This window comes from Orenia metallireducens (assembly GCF_003001995.1).
Taxonomy (GTDB): Bacteria; Bacillota; Halanaerobiia; order Halobacteroidales; family Halobacteroidaceae; genus Orenia; species Orenia metallireducens_B.
This window is the reverse complement of sequence record NZ_PVNB01000020.1, coordinates 1-16,271: the sequence shown is the minus strand read 5'-3', so window position 1 is coordinate 16,271 and position 16,271 is coordinate 1. Positions and strand designations below refer to the sequence as shown.

At 34.0% G+C, this 16,271-nt stretch carries 14 protein-coding genes, 6 tRNA genes, 1 rRNA gene, 1 other RNA gene and 1 other annotated feature; all 22 genes read right to left on the bottom strand.

Annotation, left to right across the window (positions count from 1 at the left end):
- Positions 1-114: 114 nt before the first annotated feature.
- Entirely contained in the window at positions 115-711 is a 597-nt protein-coding gene (gene recR, locus BX659_RS13015; RefSeq protein WP_097017811.1) for a recombination mediator RecR, read from the bottom strand.
- Between the two features lie 19 nt (positions 712-730).
- On the bottom strand, positions 731-1,039 hold the full coding sequence (locus BX659_RS13010; RefSeq protein WP_172431888.1) for a YbaB/EbfC family nucleoid-associated protein: 309 nt from the start codon (positions 1,037-1,039) through the stop codon (positions 731-733).
- A 33-nt stretch (positions 1,040-1,072) separates the two neighbouring features.
- Entirely contained in the window at positions 1,073-2,725 is a 1,653-nt protein-coding gene (gene dnaX / locus BX659_RS13005) for a DNA polymerase III subunit gamma/tau (protein WP_097017810.1), read from the bottom strand.
- A 44-nt stretch (positions 2,726-2,769) separates the two neighbouring features.
- Positions 2,770-3,034: signal recognition particle sRNA large type (gene ffs / locus BX659_RS13000), an RNA gene on the bottom strand.
- A 158-nt stretch (positions 3,035-3,192) separates the two neighbouring features.
- Positions 3,193-3,284 (bottom strand) — tRNA-Ser (locus tag BX659_RS12995).
- 46 nt (positions 3,285-3,330) lie between these two features.
- Positions 3,331-3,780: a tRNA adenosine(34) deaminase TadA gene (gene tadA / locus BX659_RS12990; RefSeq protein ID WP_097017809.1), complete on the bottom strand. Its 450-nt coding sequence runs from the start codon at positions 3,778-3,780 to the stop codon at positions 3,331-3,333.
- 17 nt (positions 3,781-3,797) lie between these two features.
- A tRNA-Arg gene (locus BX659_RS12985) sits at positions 3,798-3,874 on the bottom strand.
- Between the two features lie 93 nt (positions 3,875-3,967).
- Positions 3,968-4,061 (bottom strand) — tRNA-Ser (locus tag BX659_RS12980).
- A gap of 85 nt (positions 4,062-4,146) precedes the next feature.
- Positions 4,147-4,238 (bottom strand) — tRNA-Ser (locus tag BX659_RS12975).
- A 196-nt stretch (positions 4,239-4,434) separates the two neighbouring features.
- Positions 4,435-5,079 (bottom strand): redox-sensing transcriptional repressor Rex, encoded by a 645-nt coding sequence (locus tag BX659_RS12970; RefSeq protein WP_097017808.1) that lies wholly within the window; start codon positions 5,077-5,079, stop codon positions 4,435-4,437.
- 16 nt (positions 5,080-5,095) lie between these two features.
- Positions 5,096-6,619: a 4Fe-4S dicluster domain-containing protein gene (locus tag BX659_RS12965; protein WP_097017807.1), complete on the bottom strand. Its 1,524-nt coding sequence runs from the start codon at positions 6,617-6,619 to the stop codon at positions 5,096-5,098.
- Between the two features lie 17 nt (positions 6,620-6,636).
- Positions 6,637-6,870, bottom strand: a complete 234-nt coding sequence (locus BX659_RS12960; RefSeq protein ID WP_097017806.1) for an NAD(P)H-dependent oxidoreductase subunit E — start codon at positions 6,868-6,870, stop codon at positions 6,637-6,639.
- Between the two features lie 21 nt (positions 6,871-6,891).
- Positions 6,892-8,040: a SpoIIE family protein phosphatase gene (locus BX659_RS12955; RefSeq protein ID WP_097017805.1), complete on the bottom strand. Its 1,149-nt coding sequence runs from the start codon at positions 8,038-8,040 to the stop codon at positions 6,892-6,894.
- A 2-nt stretch (positions 8,041-8,042) separates the two neighbouring features.
- Complete coding sequence (locus BX659_RS12950; protein ID WP_097017804.1) at positions 8,043-9,740, bottom strand: [Fe-Fe] hydrogenase large subunit C-terminal domain-containing protein; 1,698 nt, start codon at positions 9,738-9,740, stop codon at positions 8,043-8,045.
- Positions 9,741-9,989 (bottom strand): (2Fe-2S) ferredoxin domain-containing protein, encoded by a 249-nt coding sequence (locus BX659_RS12945; protein WP_097017803.1) that lies wholly within the window; start codon positions 9,987-9,989, stop codon positions 9,741-9,743. It lies immediately after the preceding gene.
- Between the two features lie 168 nt (positions 9,990-10,157).
- A tRNA-Ser gene (locus tag BX659_RS12940) sits at positions 10,158-10,251 on the bottom strand.
- 94 nt (positions 10,252-10,345) lie between these two features.
- Positions 10,346-10,437, bottom strand: a tRNA-Ser gene (locus BX659_RS12935).
- Between the two features lie 106 nt (positions 10,438-10,543).
- The gene (serS, locus tag BX659_RS12930) at positions 10,544-11,824 is read right to left on the bottom strand and encodes a serine--tRNA ligase (protein ID WP_097017802.1); all 1,281 of its coding nucleotides are present in this window, start codon (positions 11,822-11,824) and stop codon (positions 10,544-10,546) included.
- A gap of 30 nt (positions 11,825-11,854) precedes the next feature.
- Positions 11,855-13,438 carry a phosphoglycerate dehydrogenase gene (gene serA, locus BX659_RS12925; RefSeq protein ID WP_097017801.1) on the bottom strand — a complete coding sequence of 528 codons (1,584 nt, stop codon included), beginning with the start codon at positions 13,436-13,438 and terminating at the stop codon, positions 11,855-11,857.
- Complete coding sequence (locus BX659_RS12920) at positions 13,438-14,601, bottom strand: pyridoxal-phosphate-dependent aminotransferase family protein (protein ID WP_097017800.1); 1,164 nt, start codon at positions 14,599-14,601, stop codon at positions 13,438-13,440. The genes serA and BX659_RS12920 overlap by 1 nt, the downstream gene beginning before the upstream one ends.
- Before the next feature lie 119 nt (positions 14,602-14,720).
- Positions 14,721-14,934, bottom strand: a binding site (T-box leader).
- A gap of 100 nt (positions 14,935-15,034) precedes the next feature.
- The gene (sppA, locus tag BX659_RS12915) at positions 15,035-15,982 is read right to left on the bottom strand and encodes a signal peptide peptidase SppA (protein WP_097017799.1); all 948 of its coding nucleotides are present in this window, start codon (positions 15,980-15,982) and stop codon (positions 15,035-15,037) included.
- A 194-nt stretch (positions 15,983-16,176) separates the two neighbouring features.
- A 5S ribosomal RNA gene (gene rrf / locus BX659_RS12910) occupies positions 16,177-16,271 on the bottom strand; the annotation flags it as partial.

The window sequence follows — 16,271 nt, the reverse complement described above, 5'->3', positions numbered from 1 at the left end:
CTATTAATACTAGTCAAATGTTCTAATTTTCAAAAAACTCTATCAATTATCACAAATTCTTTGTTAAATAATTATCATATAAACTTTAAAAAAAACCACTTTGAAAGTGGCTTTTTAAATCTCTCTTCTACCTTCTAAAGCTTTAGATAATGTTACTTCATCAGCATATTCCAAATCTCCACCAACTGGTAAACCATGAGCTATTCTAGTCACCTTGACTCCTAAAGGTTTCAAAAGCTTAGATATGTACATCGCAGTAGCTTCTCCTTCGACATTAGGGTCAGTAGCTAAAATAACCTCAGAGGTATTCTCATCCAATCTTGGAAGCAGACTTTTTATCTTGATATCTTCTGGACCCACTCCATCAATAGGTGAGATAGCCCCATGTAAGACATGATAAACACCTTTATATTCTCCTGTCTTCTCCATAGCAATAACATCTTTAACTTCTTCTACTATACAGATTAAGGTCTTATCTCTTTTATGCTGACTACATATTTGACAAGGGTCATTTTGGGTTAAATTATTACAAATAGAGCAATATGATAGTTTATCTCTTATCTCAGAAATAGAGTTTGCTAGATCTTGAGCATCTTTTTGATCCATCTCCAAAATATGAAAGGCCAATCTCTGTGCAGTCTTTGGTCCTACTCCTGGTAATTTAGAGAGTTGACCAATCAATTGTGATAAGGGCTGTGCATAGTATCTCATAATTTAATTCCCCTTAAACTTAAAATAGTCCTGGAATATTCATCCCACCTGTTAATTTGCCCATCTCTTTTTGAGTCATGTCTTGTACTTTACGCATCGATTCATTAACCGCTGCTAAAATTAAATCTTCTAACATTTCAACATCATCAGGATCTACCGCATCAGGATCAATTTTTATCCCAACAATCTCCTGTTGTCCATTTGCTGTTACAGTTACCATTCCACCACCAGCAGAAGCTTCAACAGTCTTTTTAGCTAACTCATCTTGCATCTTTGCCATCTGTCCTTGCATTTTTTGAACTTGTTTCATCATTTTACCCATATCCATAAATACCATCCTCCTGTAAATAAAAAATTATTATTAGCTAATCTCTTCAACCTTAACAACTCTACCGTTAAATAAATCAATAGCCTTCTTAACCAAAGGATGCTCTAATATCTCTTGCTCTTTATCCCTATCTTCATTATTAATATTTCCAGAAAAAATACATTTAACCTTCAAACTAACTCCCAAAAACTTTTTTAATACTGTACTAACAGTATCCTGCTCTCTTTCTACTGAATCTTTATGAAATTCATGCTCAAAAGATATAAACAATTTATTACCTTCAATCTTTGCTGGCACTGCATCCTTTAATAATGCCTGTAATCTCATCTTCTTATCAGATTTAAGATACTCTAAAATATCTTCCCATTTATCTCGGATCTTATCTATGTCAATGTCAACAGGAGCAGAAACCTTTACGACATTTTTATCTTCTACTTTATTATTTATGGAGTTAGATTGTTTGATATCAAGACTGTCCTCTTTAATATCTGTGCTTGTTTGAGACTTATCATCTATATTATTTACTATTATATTTCCATTATCCACTAATTCCTCTAGTCTAGACAAACGGTCTAGTACATTAGCTAAAGATTTATCCTCATCAAGCTTAATTAATTTAATAATCCCCATCTCTAGATTAATACGTGGTTGAGTGGTATTTCTTAAATCATAATGTAGCTGATTTAAGATATTTACCCAATTTAATAATTGATTTGCCTGTAATTTTTCGGCTTGTTCTTCTAATTTATTTTTATTTTCAATAGTAACATCGATTATCTTAGTAATATCTTTACATTCTTTTACTAGCAATAAATTACGCAAATGATTGATTAAATCACTTACAAATTTAGAAATATTCTTTCCCCGCTTTATAATACTATTAATCAACTCTAAGCCACTTTCTACCTCTTTATTCAAAATTGTATCTGTCAGTTCAAATAATACTTCATCACCAACCAAGCCTAAAACCTCTCCAACATCTTCAAGACTAAGCTCTTGTCCACTAAAGGAGATAGCTTGGTCTAAAATACTGATAGCATCTCTCATTCCTCCATCAGCATTACGAGCAATAGTAGCTAAAACCTCTGTTGAAGCTTCAACACTTTCTTGACTACAGATATAAGCCAACCTATCTTTAATATCATTGATAGATAAACGATTAAAATCAAATCGTTGGCACCTGGATAAAATAGTAGGCAGGAGTCTATGGGGCTCAGTTGTGGCTAAAATAAAGATAACATAATCAGGCGGCTCTTCTAAGGTTTTTAGTAAAGCATTAAACGCCTCTGTTGTTAACATATGTACTTCATCTATAATATATACTTTATAATTCCCCTCAGTAGGAGAAAATTTAACTTTTTCCCTTAAATCTCTAATTTCATCAATTCCTCGATTAGAGGCAGCATCTATCTCAATGACATCGATTGAATTATTATTTCTAATCTTATCACAAGAGTCACAGCCATCACACGGATTAACAGTTGGCCCTTCCTTACAATTTAATGCTTTAGCTAAAATCTTAGCAGTACTAGTCTTACCAGTACCCCTAGGTCCACAAAATAGATAAGCATGAGCTATTCTATCCATTTTGATTGCATTTTGTAAAGTTTTAACTACATTCTGTTGACCAGCAATATCAGAAAATTTCTGTGGACGCCATTTTCTATAAAGTGAAATGTAGGCCATCATATAACCCCCAAATAAATTTATATCATAATAATAAGAAAGGACCGTGCATTCGCGTTCACCTACCTCCTCCAAGCGTTACTTAAGCAGTTAGCTCGAATTAGGCACCCCTACGGCACACGGAAGACATTTACTTACCGCTGCTTCCTTCCGGACCTGACGGGGTTCATAAAGCTCCGTTGCGTAGGACCCAATTGTCAACACCACTTACTTAAGCCAGACCTTACAGAAGATAGACTTAGGCGAACATCAATCCCGCTATAGCGGATTGCGGGTTACAGGGTACCGCTACCACCCCATTTAGCACGGTCACAATTTATATAAAGGCAAAAGCCTTTATTACATAATTTAATTATCACATTTATAATTTTATCAAAGATAAAATTATAAGTCAACATGAAGTGAAAAAATAACAACAATTACCAAATGATTAATAAAATAAAAACACCTTACGGTGATGAGTTTTATGGCGGAGAGGGAGGGATTTGAACCCTCGGTAGACGTTAATCTACACTCGCTTTCCAGGCGAGCCCCTTAAGCCAGACTCGGACACCTCTCCATGTATTTAAAAATATTTAGCTGCTAGCTATCAGCTAGTAGCTAATTCACCTTCTCAATGATTTAAAAAAATCTTTCATGATTTGGCGACATTTATCCTCCAAAACACCATATTCAATTGCTAATTTATGGTTCAATAAATTAGAGTCTACTAAATTAAATAAAGTTCCAGCAGCTCCACCTTTAGGATCAGTTGCACCATAGACCAAAGCATCAACTCTAGATTGAACTAATGCACCAGCACACATGGGACAAGGTTCAATAGTAACATACAGAGTACATCCATTTAAGCGCCATCCACCCAACTTTTGAGCAGCTTGACGGATAGCCAATACTTCTGCATGAGCTGTTGCATCTTGCAACTCTTCCTTTAAATTATGAGCTCTAGCTATAATCTTGTTATCTTTAACGATTACAGCACCAATTGGAACTTCTTCTTTATCAAAAGCTTTCTTAGCTTCTTTTAAAGCTTCTTGCATATAATATTCTTTGTTCATCTTTTCACCTAAATTTATGGCGCGCCCGGCAGGATTCGAACCTGCGACCTCCTGATTCGTAGTCAGTTACTCTATCCAGCTGAGCTACGGGCGCATATTATATTAATTAACAATTTATAATGTACAATTAAAAGAACTAACTAATTTAATTATCAATTTAGTTTGTACATTGTCAATTGAATTTTTATGGCGGAGAGAGAGGGATTCGAACCCTCGCTAGAGATAATTCCCTACTACAGGTTTAGCAAACCCGCCCCTTCAGCCTACTTGGGTATCTCTCCATGTTTGGTTACTTTCTAAACAATAAAATATTTATTTTTTAATCTTGCCACTAGCTAACGGCTAGCAACAAGTAGCTAAAAATAATGGCGGAGAGGGTGGGATTCGAACCCACGGTACGCGCAAACGTACAACGGTTTTCAAGACCGTCACCATCAACCGGACTCGGACACCTCTCCATTTGTTTGTTAAATTCTCTAGACGCTAGATTATTATATAATACTAAAAATAATCTGTCAAGGACATTTGAAAGAATTTTTAATCAAAATATCTTTCAAATAGCTTGTCCTTTCCTTGCGACAGATATAATGATAACATAAACTATAAACAAAATCAAATTCCTTTTTCTGTAAAAAGATAACTCTTCTATCTCCTCTATATTTCACCTTTTATCTTAAAGGATAACCTTAATAATCCTTCAGTAAGATGTTCATTTTCGACAGATACCTCTTTAGAAACCTTCAAATCTACAGGAGCAAAGTTCCAAATCCCCTTCACACCAGCCAAAACTAATTTATCAGCAACATCTTGAGCCGTTTCCTCAGGTACTGCAATGATACCTATATTAATATCATTATCTTTAATATATTGTTCTAAATTAGCAATATCTCTAACCTTAATTCCATTGATTGTCATTCCTACTAATCTTGGATTAATATCAAAGGCAGTACATAAATTAAATCCTCTTCTTTTAAAATCAGTAGCACTGATTAAAGCCTGACCTAAATTTCCTACACCCACCAATACCATATTACTCTTCTTCTCTATACCCATTACTTTAGCTAAGGCATTATATAACTTCTCTACATTATAGCCATAGCCTTGCTGACCAAAGTTTCCAAAGTGGTTAAGGTCTTGTCTAAGTTGTGGAGCAGAAACTCCAACAATCTCTCCAAATTCTCGTGAAGAAATCTTTTCTACGCCTTTTTTTAATAATTTACCTAAATGACGATGGTATTTAGGTAGTCTTTTGATAACAGCAGTAGGTATTACAACTGCTTTTCCTTCTTTATGAATCATAATAAAATCCCCCTCTTTATTCACGGTGAAATTTATGACTCCCGAATCGACTTATAAAGGCTTTAGCCTCATTATTATCCACTGAATATCTTATGTTAGATTGTTCGCCAAAATTATTTACTTGCTTGGTCGTAAATTTAGTATCCATTAATGTAGCTGGTCCTCCTACACAACCTCCTTGGCAACCCATTCCTTCTATAAAAGAATTTTGATATTGATTAGCTTTAGCCAATCTCAACGTTTTAATACACTCCTCTAAACCTTGAGCCTTAATCTTATTGAACTCTTTACTTGGATCAATTTGAGATATAGCCCCTTCTACTGCCTTAATTAAGCCCCCACTTCTAGCAAAAGTTCTTCCATCATCAGTAGCAACTTCATCATTAGCAGATTCGCAGTTATTATCTTCAGAAATATTAGCTAAATTGATGCCAGCTCCTACAAACATAGATCCTAACTCTTCAAAGGTTAATACAGCATCTAGCTCATGATTTTTCAAAGCTTCATCTTTTTTAGCAATACAAGGTCCAATAAATACTACTTTAGAATCTGGGTAATCTTCTTTTAAAACTTTAGCTAGGGCAACCATAGGTGATACAGTACTAGATATATTCTCGATTAATTCCGAAAATTCCTGCTCAATTAAGGCTAAAAAAGCTGGACAACAAGAAGTTGTTAAATAATTCTGTTTATTAGGAACTTTATCTAAGAACTCTTGACTCTCTTCTATAGTAACTATATCAGCCCCTAAGGCAACCTCCTTTATCATTTTAAAGCCTAATTCTTTTAAACCTTGTTTAATTTGGGTTATTTTTATTTTAGCTCCAAATTGACCTACAAAAGCAGGTGCTAAAATCGCAATAGTATCTTCATCTTTTATCATCTTGATAGTCTGTAAAATTTGTGATTTATATGTAATAGCACCAAAGGGACAGGCTTGAACACAAGAACCACACGAGACACAGCTATCATAATTGATCTTTGCCTGCCTATCACTATTAGCAGTAATAGCCTCTATACCACAGGCTGTTTCACAGGGTCTGCTCATCTTTAGAATTGCATTATAAGAGCAGAACCTCTGACACAGACCACACTCTATACACTTATTTTGATCAATATATGCCCTATTTTGTACTATAACAATGGCACCTTTAGGGCAAACATTCATACAGCTATGATCTACACAGTTACGACAAGCATCACTTACCCTATACTTATCTAAAGGACAACGGTCACAAGCAATATCTAATACATCAATATTATTTCCTGTTATTTTCTCTAATTCTAAGGCTTGAATAGCCAACTTTTTTAAATTCTTAGCATCCCCATTCGCCTCTAGTCCCAAAGCAGATTTAATCCGATGATTAACTATTGCTCTCTCTTTATGGGCACAGCATCTATATCCTAAGCCTTGTTCTGGTATTAATTGCTCTGGTAATTTATCAATATCCTCAGCTAATCTATCTTCAAAGGCAAGTTGAGCTATGCTACTAAAGACTCTCCGTCTTAATTTTGTTACTTCTGAAACATTCTTAGGCACAATCAATTCCTCCTTGTTTATCTTAACTGCTCCTTAATTAAATCAATTAAATCCTTAGGTCTAGCAGGAGCATAGACCTCATCATCAATCTTTACTGCTGGTGCACCTTTACACTTATCTAAACAATTAACTGCCTCAACTTCAATATCAGTCTCTATCTTCTTATTAAACTCTTGTACAGCTTCAATTAGATTTTGAGATCCCATAAGATGGCATGGAGTTCCAATACAGATTTTAATTTTAATTCCCATTCTTATACCTCCTTTTTGATGTTAAAACCATTCTATAGTTACCTTCTTTCCTTTCTCTTTTAGACAGTCTACTAACCTTTTTATAATCTGCTTTCTAATCGCCATATTTTCAGGTAATCTCAAGCTCTGATGGGCTGGATTAATCTTCTTACCTATTAACATATTGATACTGTCACTTTCTAGTAATAGCCTAGCTAATTCAGTTGCCCCATCTCTTTGTTTAGGTAAGTCTTCTTGACAACTTACATTTTTTAGTCTTTCTACCGTCTTATTTAAAGTCAATAGACCTTCAGTAACTAGATCTACTCCATCCAATCGGGAAGTAGGTGGAATTTCTGGATCATGATATAACAGACTAACCTCTAATTCTTCATCCAACTCTCTAGCAACTATCTGGGCACTAGTTCCTCCTGCAATTACCCTCTTGCCTGACTTAGAAATTAATTTATCAACGACCTCTTTATCTTTATCAATATTTTTAGGTGGTCCACTGAATAATGTTAGTTCTCTTTCTTCTCTAAAATATGCAATAACAGTTGTTGTATCATCACCAGGCTCCATACAATAATAAGCATTACAGACCTCAATCAACTCTTCTGCAAATTTATTACTACTTTGATACTTACTAATAATCCGCTCAAAATGCTCTGCAATACCATCCCAACCCAAACCAAAATTTAGTAATCCCCCTACCCCAGCATGGGTAACCCCATCACTAATGAGCATTATCATTTCATTATTCTTCAATTGAAAACGTGCCTCTCTTACCTCCTTATCGCCTACTCTTCTCTTCTTCGTCTCTATTTTAGAAATATTACCTTTGCTATCAATAAAGAATGAATCAGGATTATCTATCTCTACTAAGTAAGCCCTACCATCATTAAATATTTGCAAAATAGATAAAGTAGAATAAGCTAACTGCCTCTCTTTACAGACTGGCAATGTATTGGTGATAGTATCTACCACCTCTTCTAAAGGTATCCCCTTCTCTAATAACCTGCTAGCAATTTTGGTAGTTAAAGTTGATAATATATTGGCTTTTACTCCACTACCAAGCCCATCGGATAAAACGATAATCTTACTATCTTCAGTCTCTACAATCTCTACATTATCTCCACATAACTCTTCATTATACTTGGAAATTCTAGAAACGCTAGTTTCCACAAACATAATTATCTTTCCTCCTCTTGCATCAGCTGCCTTACCTCATATAAAATCGCTTTCGTCTCTGAAGTAGATTCACCTAATAATCCTGCAATCTCTTGGGCTACCTTCATCTGCTTATGGATAACTTGATTAGCTTTCTCTAAAGTAGTCTCTTTCATCTTAGCAACTCTTTCATTATGATTTTCCCTTTCTGTAACATCAGTTATTATACCAATTACTAATTCATAATCAATCAATGGAAATACCGACTGTTCACATATCAAGTTATACTGTTTATATTCAACCTTTTTTTGTGAAATAGACTTCTTATTAAACCAGGCATCTAAATAATCTTTTGGATCAATATATCTATATAGTTTGTGACCTATCGCAATTTCGTCATTGCGATTAAATAATTCATCTGCTTTAGGGTTAAACTTCTGAATTGTCATATCTTTACCTACCACAATAATTGCATTTGGTGATGACTCTACAATTATATCTGCTAGAGATTCCATCTTACCTTTCATATAAGGAATACACATCTTCAATTCAGCCAATCCTTGATAGATAGCTATAGCTTTTTCACGACAGCTATTATAGCCACAACCGCCACAATCCAGCTCATCCTTATCACTGAATTTTCCAGTCTGTGATAATATCAACCTGATTTGATTTTCTGTAGGAATCTTCTCTTCAATTTTGCAGTTAAGATACTCTCTACTTGTATCTATCTTAAATTTATCCATATCAAATTTGTTATCTATTGTATCTTCTTTTTGAGCATACCTGATTATCCTCTCTTTTCGAGAATTGATGCTAAGCTCTGATGTAATACCTGGACCATTTATACATCCTCCAGAACAGACCATAGCTTCAATAAACTTAGGACTGATATCATCATTTAAGATATCTTCAAAAGTCTTCATACATTCAGCCAATCCTGAGATTGATAATATCTCCGTACTCAATCCAAAACTGATATCGGCAGCTTTTAAAACACCATTCTCTACTGGAAAAGCTTTGGACCAATTCCCTGAAACACTTCTGAATTGATCTTCATCTAAACTTTGATAATCTATACCTTCCAAAGAGAATAAACCCTTTAGCTCATCAAAGGTAATTGCTAAATCAACAGCACCTTTGGAACTCTCCCAGTCTATCTCTTTAATCTTGGCTATACAAGGGCCTATAAAGACTACTTTTATATCTTTAGATATTTCTTTTATCAACTTAGCATGGGCTATCATAGGAGAGATAGTAGGAGACAGATAAGGGATTAAATCAGGATAATGCTTCTCTACTAAGCTAACCACAGCAGGACAACAGGCTGATATAAGTGGCTTATTCTCTAACTCTAACAATTTTTTATACTCTCTTGCTATTACTTCTGCCCCTATACTCGTTTCCTCAACATCATGAAATCCTAAATTCTTTAAAGCTGTTATTAGTTGTCCTGGACTACAATCAAAAACAGCTGGAAAAGATGGAGCTATACTGGCTATTACCTTCTCTTCTTTTAATAATCTCTTCAACTTCTCTAAATGATTAGTAACACCTTTAGCATTTTGTGGACATATTTCTATACAATGACCACAATTAATACACTTTTCTTTGACTACCTCTGCTTGACCATTATTAATCTTAATTGCTTTTACAGAACAATCCCGTACACAGCGATAACAATCTTTACACTCTGATTCACTTAAAGTGATAAGACTCAATCAACTCACCCCTTTATTAAACTCTCTATAAAAGAGTTCTTCTATGTTTTCTGGAGATACATTTGAAATCATCTCTTGATCAAACTTCAAAATAACACCTTCTGTACACTTACCTTGGCAAAAGGAAGCCCCTAATTCTATTTCAGTATCCAATTCTTCTTCATTGATTATCTTCTTTAATATTTCTACAATTTCATAAGCCCCTTTAAGATGACAGCTACTTCCAACACAAATTAGAATTTTTTTCATCTAAAACCCCTCTGTTGTTATTTTTTTAACAATATAGGCAAAAAAATAAATCTCTTATCTATATTCATATTAACATGTAAAATAATCTTTGACAACTCTATTATTTAGTTTTATAAATAAAAAAACATCCTTTTTAGGATGATTGTATTGAGAACTATTATATTAAAATGGCGGAGAGAGAGGGATTCGAACCCTCGCTAGAGATAATTCCCTACTACAGGTTTAGCAAACCCGCCCCTTCAGCCTACTTGGGTATCTCTCCATGCTGATTTTACTAATATTAAACTGATAACACTTATAAATTCTATAATAATTTCTTCAGATTATCAACTGGTTAATGTTGAGAATAATATAAATGGCGGAGAGGGTGGGATTCGAACCCACGGTACGCGCAAACGTACAACGGTTTTCAAGACCGTCACCATCAACCGGACTCGGACACCTCTCCGTATTTACTTAACACAAGATTTATTATAAGTTATTTTAAAAGGATTGTCAAGAAAAAATAATAAAAAATTAAATGGGTCTAAAAATTTTTAGACCCATTTAAAATATTAGATATTAATCTTTTCAACTCCACCCATATACCCTCTTAAAGCTTTAGGAATAGTTACACTACCATCCTCATTCTGATAATTTTCTAAAATAGCGGCTACAGTCCTTCCAATAGCCAGTCCTGAACCATTTAATGTATGAATATATTCTGTACTAGCATTAGGTTCTGGACGATACTTAATTCCAGCTCTTCTTGCCTGATAATCTTCAAAATTACTACAAGAGGAGATTTCACGATAAGTGTCATAACTTGGTAACCAAACCTCAATATCATAAGTTTTTGCAGAAGAGAAGGTCAAATCCCCTGTACATAAAGTAACCACACGATATGGAAGCTCTAACCTCTGTAAAATAGTCTCTGCATTTTGCACTAACTTCTCTAACTCATCATAAGAGTCTTCTGGCTTAACAAACTTAACCATTTCAACTTTATTGAATTGGTGCTGACGAATAATACCTCTAGTATCACGACCATGAGAACCAGCCTCAGATCTAAAGCATGCACTATAAGCTGTATGATATATTGGTAAATCATCAGCAGCTAAGATTTCATCACGATACATATTAGTTACTGGTACTTCAGCAGTTGGTACTAAGTAATAATCAGTCCCTGATAATTTAAAAGCATCCTCTTCAAACTTAGGAAGCTGTCCTGTCCCAGTCATACTCTCACTATTAACGATAAAAGGAGGAAATATTTCTTGATAGCCATGTTCTCCAGTATGGATATCGAGCATAAAACTGATTAAGGCTCTTTCTAATCTTGCTCCTAAATTCTTCAAAAAGGTAAATCTAGAACCTGTTACTTTAGCACCACGCTCAAAATCTAATATATCTAAATCTACTCCTAAATCCCAATGAGCTTTAGCTTCAAAATCAAATTCTGTTGGCTCACCCCAGGTTCTAACACAGACATTATCCTCTTCATCTTTGCCTACTGGTACGTCCTGATTAGGGATATTAGGAATTCGTAGCATTATATCTTCTAACCTTTGATTGTACTCTTTGAGCTTCTCATCTAAATCCTTGATTTTATCCGCTACTTCGCCCATCTTTCGAATAACTTTCTGGGCTTCTTCCTCTTTACCATCCCTCTTTAATAGACCAATCTTAGAAGATTCTTCATTACGAATCTGCTTTAAACTCTCTACTTCCTGAATCAGCTCTCTTCTTTTTATATCTATATCGGCAAATTCATCAATTGGGGCTTCAGTTGCTCGTTTATTTAAAGAATCCTTCACTAAATCTATATTCTCTCTAACAAACCCTAAATCTAACATCTTTATCCTCCTCTTCTATCTTAAAACTAATTATAAAGTTAATACATTCACATCTGCCATACCATCTATCTCTAATAACTCTTCTTTTAAGTCATTATCTATCTCTTGATCAATATTTAAGACCATTATTGCTTTACCACCGATTTTATTACGGCCAAGTTTCAAACTAGCTATATTAACTCCATTATCACCTAATAAACTTCCTACTTTACCAACTACACCTGGTTGATCAGTATGACTAGTTACTAATAAGATACCTTTTGGTACGATATCAATTTCATAACCATCTATTTCTACAACTCTTAGCTCACTTTTATTGAATACAGTTCCAGATAACTGTCTTACACCTTGACTGTTTTTAACTTTCAAAGTAATTAAACTAGAATAAACATTAGTATCATCATTTTTAATTTCACTAACCTTAATTCCTCTTTCTTCGGCAAGTAATCTAGCATTTACCAAATTAACATTGTCATCTAAAATAGGATTTAATAGACCCTTTAATAGTGTAGTAGTCACTGGTTGTAAATCATAATTAGTAATTTCACCTGTATAAATAACTTCAACTTCTTCAATTCTATTATCAGTTAGACCAGCATAGAAATTCCCAAGTTTTTCTGCTAGATTGAAATATGGTCTAATTTGATTCATTTCCTCTGGCTCTAACGTAGGTATATTTAATGGAGTTTTTGCAAAACCTTTTTCAAACACCATCAACATCTGACGAGCAGCATCAATAGAAACATTATCCATAGCTTCAACTGTGGTCCCACCTAAATGAGGAGCTACAATTACGTTCTCTTCTAATTGTAATAAAAGATAATCCTCTGCAAGTGGCTCTTCTTCATGTACATCTATACCTGCTGCTGCTACTTTACCATTTTTAATAGCTTCATATAAAGCTTTATGGTCAACATTCTTTCCTCTAGCTACATTTACTACTCTAACTCCATCCTTCATTTTAGCAAATTCTTCTGTGCTCAAAATATGATGAGTCTCTTCAGTTAATGGAGTATGTAAAGTAATATAATCAGATCTTTCTAAAAGTTCATCTAGTTCCACCAATTCTACTCCTAATTTTTCACCTCGTGATGCTGGGATATAAGGGTCACTAGCAATTATATTCATATCAAAAGCTTTAGCTCTTTGAGATACTAAACCACCAATTCTTCCTAATCCGATGATCCCTAAAGTCTTTTCATATAATTCAACACCCATATACTTCTTCCTATCCCAAACACCTTGATGTAAGGATTGATTTGCCTGAGCTGTATTTCTAGAAATAGCTAACATCAAAGCCATTGTCTGCTCAGCAGCAGAGATTGAATTCTGTCCTGGAGTATTTAAGACTATTATTCCCAATTTTGAAGCAGCATCAACATCAATATTATCATAACCAGAACCTGCTCTAGCAATTACTTTTAAATTTTTAGCATGACTTAAGACTTCTTCATTTAATGGAGTCATACTTCTTAAAATAATTCCATCATATTTACCTATTTCTTCTAATAATTCTTCATAAGATAATTGAGTATTATAAGTAACTTCAGCACCATTCTCCTCTAAAACATCAATACCTTTTTGTGAAATAACATCGCTAACTAATACCTTCATTAACTTCTCTCCTCCTCATAAAATACTTTTTGGGCAGCAGCTAAGCCTGCTCCTAACTCCAACTCAAATCCTAAATCTAATAAGACAAATTCTAAAGCTGATATAGTAGATAATATATCCATTCTACTAACATTACCAAGATGCCCAATCCTAAAGACCTTTCCTTGTAGCTGTCCTTTACTACCAGTAATATAAACATTATATTTATCTTTCAAATTACTTCTTAATACACTATAACTTATACCTTCTGGTAATCTAACAGCAGTTACTGTTTTAGAAGCAACTTCATCATCAACTAGTAGTTCTAAACCAATAGCCTTCATGGATAATCTTATGGCTTTAGTAACTATTTCATGTCGCTTGAATACATTCTCTAATCCTTCTTCTTTAATATCTCTTAATACTTCTCTTAATACATAAAGAACAGAAATTGCTGGTGTAGCTGGTGTTTGATTCTTAGCATCATATCGATCCTTAGCACGCTTGAAGTCCAAATAGAATTTAGGTAAATCAGATGTCTCATAGGCTTTTAATGCTCTATGACTAACACTTACTAAACATAGTCCTGGAGGAGTCATTAAAGCTTTTTGTGAAGATGTAACTACTACATCAGCACCCCATTTATCGGTCTTTAACTCAATTCCTGCTAAAGAACTAACAGCATCAATCAATAATAAGCAATTATACTTTCTAGCTAGCTTACCTATAGGTTCTGGATGATTAATGACTCCAGTTGAAGTTTCATTATGAGTCATTAAGATTGCTTTAATTTCACCTTCTTTATAGCTCTCTAGTTTCTCTTCTACTCTTTTAGGATCTACAGCCTCTCCCCAAGATACATCTAATCGTTCTACTTCTAAACCATATTTTTCAGCAATAGTAGCATACCTTTCACCAAAAGCGCCTGTACATAGGGATAATACCTTATCCCCTCTAGACAAAGTATTAGTAATAGAGCCTTCTAAGCCCCCAGTACCAGAACAGGTCAAAACTAATACATCATTTTCAGTCTGAAAAACATACTTTAAACCATCAACTACTTCTTTTAATAACTCTTCACACTCTACTTCACGATGGCCAATCATCTCTGTAGCACCAGCCAACCTTGCCCTTTCAGGAATTGGAGTTGGACCAGGCAACATTAAAGTTCTTTTCTCTTTCATAATATCTATCTCCCTTCTCAATACTCATAAATTTATTAAAGAATACTAACAGGTATTATATAATTAATTATATAAATAAAAATCTCCCATCCCAAACAGACCCAGTAATAATTGGATTTGTTAGGGACGGGAGATTAATAATTACCCGCGTTGCCACCCTAATTGGTCAAGTATTGACCCTCTCTAATGACAGATAACGGCGTCATAACCGGTTTAGCTTGTATTCACTAACCACTCCTAGGTGGATTCAATTCCTCTTTATATCAGCTCTCAGCAACCGCTGACTCTCTCCAAATAAAGATGAAATTTACTATTCCTATTCATCATGTTTAATATATGTGTTTAATTCTCTCTTTATTTATGGAATATTATATAATAAGAGAAAGTAAAATGCAACCCTTTAAATTAAATTTAAATTCTCTTATCTTAGCTATCAGTAATAATAGAATCCGAGATCTTTATCCTTTATGTTATCTGTCTGTATAGATAGATTATTTACTAAGCCTTTGATTAGGCTTTTATTAAAATTCCCTAATAGAAGTTCTATAGGTGATAATTTATTATAATAAATTAAATTAGGTTTTCCCTCAATTCCAACCATTTTAGCTAATTCATCTACTGCATCATAAAAAGTTCCCAATTCATCTACTAAGCCTAATTCTTTAGCTTGCTCACCACTATAAATTCTACCATCAGCCAACTCTTTAACTCTATCTTCTGTCATAGATCTACCTTCCATGACAGCATCAACAAATTGTTGGTATACTCCTTTAACCATTGTTTGTAAAATTTCTTTCTCCTCAGCAGTCATCTCCCTATCAGGATTACCTAAATCCTTATACTTTCTACTTTTAATAGTAATATAGTCTATACCAATTTTATTATATAATTCTTTCAGATTAGCAAATTGCATTATAACACCAATACTACCCGTAATAGTAGAAGGATTGGCATAAATCTTATTTGCTGCCATAGATACATAATAACCACCTGAAGCAGCTGCATCCCCCATAGATACAACTATAGGTTTACCAGTTTCTCTAAATTTTTTTAATTCTCGATAGATTGCATCAGAAGCAGCTGAACTACCACCAGGGCTGTTCACTCTCAATAAAATTCCTTTAACTGATTCATCGTCTTTAGCTTCATTAATATGAGCCATTATCTGATCAGAAGTAGCTTCCATACTACCAAAAGCTCCTCCACCCTCTCCTCCTACAATAGCCCCACTTATATTTATTACTGCTAAACTATCTTTAGCTTTATTTTCTGAATCAACAAAACTCTTAACTAATATATAAAAACCACTTGCTAAAAATAATAAAGAAATCATAAATATAATAGCCATAACCAATAGAACCTTTTTCACATTAATCTCCATATACATCCTCCTAGTTGATATTACTGTAATATAGTTATTAATTTAACCAAATTAGAAGTTAAAAATTAATAAGTAATTTAATTGACTATATCAAATTTAGATATCAATGATAATAAATCCTTTTTTTATTAGTATAATTTATTTCCTTGAAATAAAAAAACTTCTAGACTATAGTCTAGAAGTTTTTTTAAGTTTTCTGGCAGTGACCTACTCTCCCACAAGGCTGCCCCTGCAGTACAATCGGCGCTGGAGGACTTAACTGCTGTGTTCGAAATGAGAACAGGTGTGA

What these genes read in the sequence shown, in the direction of transcription:
- BX659_RS13010 (WP_172431888.1), bottom strand. Translation starts at nt 1,039, where the DNA reads ATGGATATGGGTAAAATGATGAAACAAGTTCAAAAAATGCAAGGACAG.
- serS (WP_097017802.1), bottom strand. Translation starts at nt 11,824, where the DNA reads ATGTTAGATTTAGGGTTTGTTAGAGAGAATATAGATTTAGTGAAGGAT.
- BX659_RS12970 (WP_097017808.1), bottom strand. Translation starts at nt 5,079, where the DNA reads ATGATTCATAAAGAAGGAAAAGCAGTTGTAATACCTACTGCTGTTATC.
- BX659_RS12945 (WP_097017803.1), bottom strand. Translation starts at nt 9,989, where the DNA reads ATGAAAAAAATTCTAATTTGTGTTGGAAGTAGCTGTCATCTTAAAGGG.
- BX659_RS12955 (WP_097017805.1), bottom strand. Translation starts at nt 8,040, where the DNA reads ATGTTTGTGGAAACTAGCGTTTCTAGAATTTCCAAGTATAATGAAGAG.
- tadA (WP_097017809.1), bottom strand. Translation starts at nt 3,780, where the DNA reads ATGAACAAAGAATATTATATGCAAGAAGCTTTAAAAGAAGCTAAGAAA.
- BX659_RS12960 (WP_097017806.1), bottom strand. Translation starts at nt 6,870, where the DNA reads ATGGGAATTAAAATTAAAATCTGTATTGGAACTCCATGCCATCTTATG.
- sppA (WP_097017799.1), bottom strand. Translation starts at nt 15,982, where the DNA reads ATGGAGATTAATGTGAAAAAGGTTCTATTGGTTATGGCTATTATATTT.
- serA (WP_097017801.1), bottom strand. Translation starts at nt 13,438, where the DNA reads ATGAAGGTATTAGTTAGCGATGTTATTTCACAAAAAGGTATTGATGTT.
- dnaX (WP_097017810.1), bottom strand. Translation starts at nt 2,725, where the DNA reads ATGGCCTACATTTCACTTTATAGAAAATGGCGTCCACAGAAATTTTCT.
- recR (WP_097017811.1), bottom strand. Translation starts at nt 711, where the DNA reads ATGAGATACTATGCACAGCCCTTATCACAATTGATTGGTCAACTCTCT.
- BX659_RS12920 (WP_097017800.1), bottom strand. Translation starts at nt 14,601, where the DNA reads ATGAAAGAGAAAAGAACTTTAATGTTGCCTGGTCCAACTCCAATTCCT.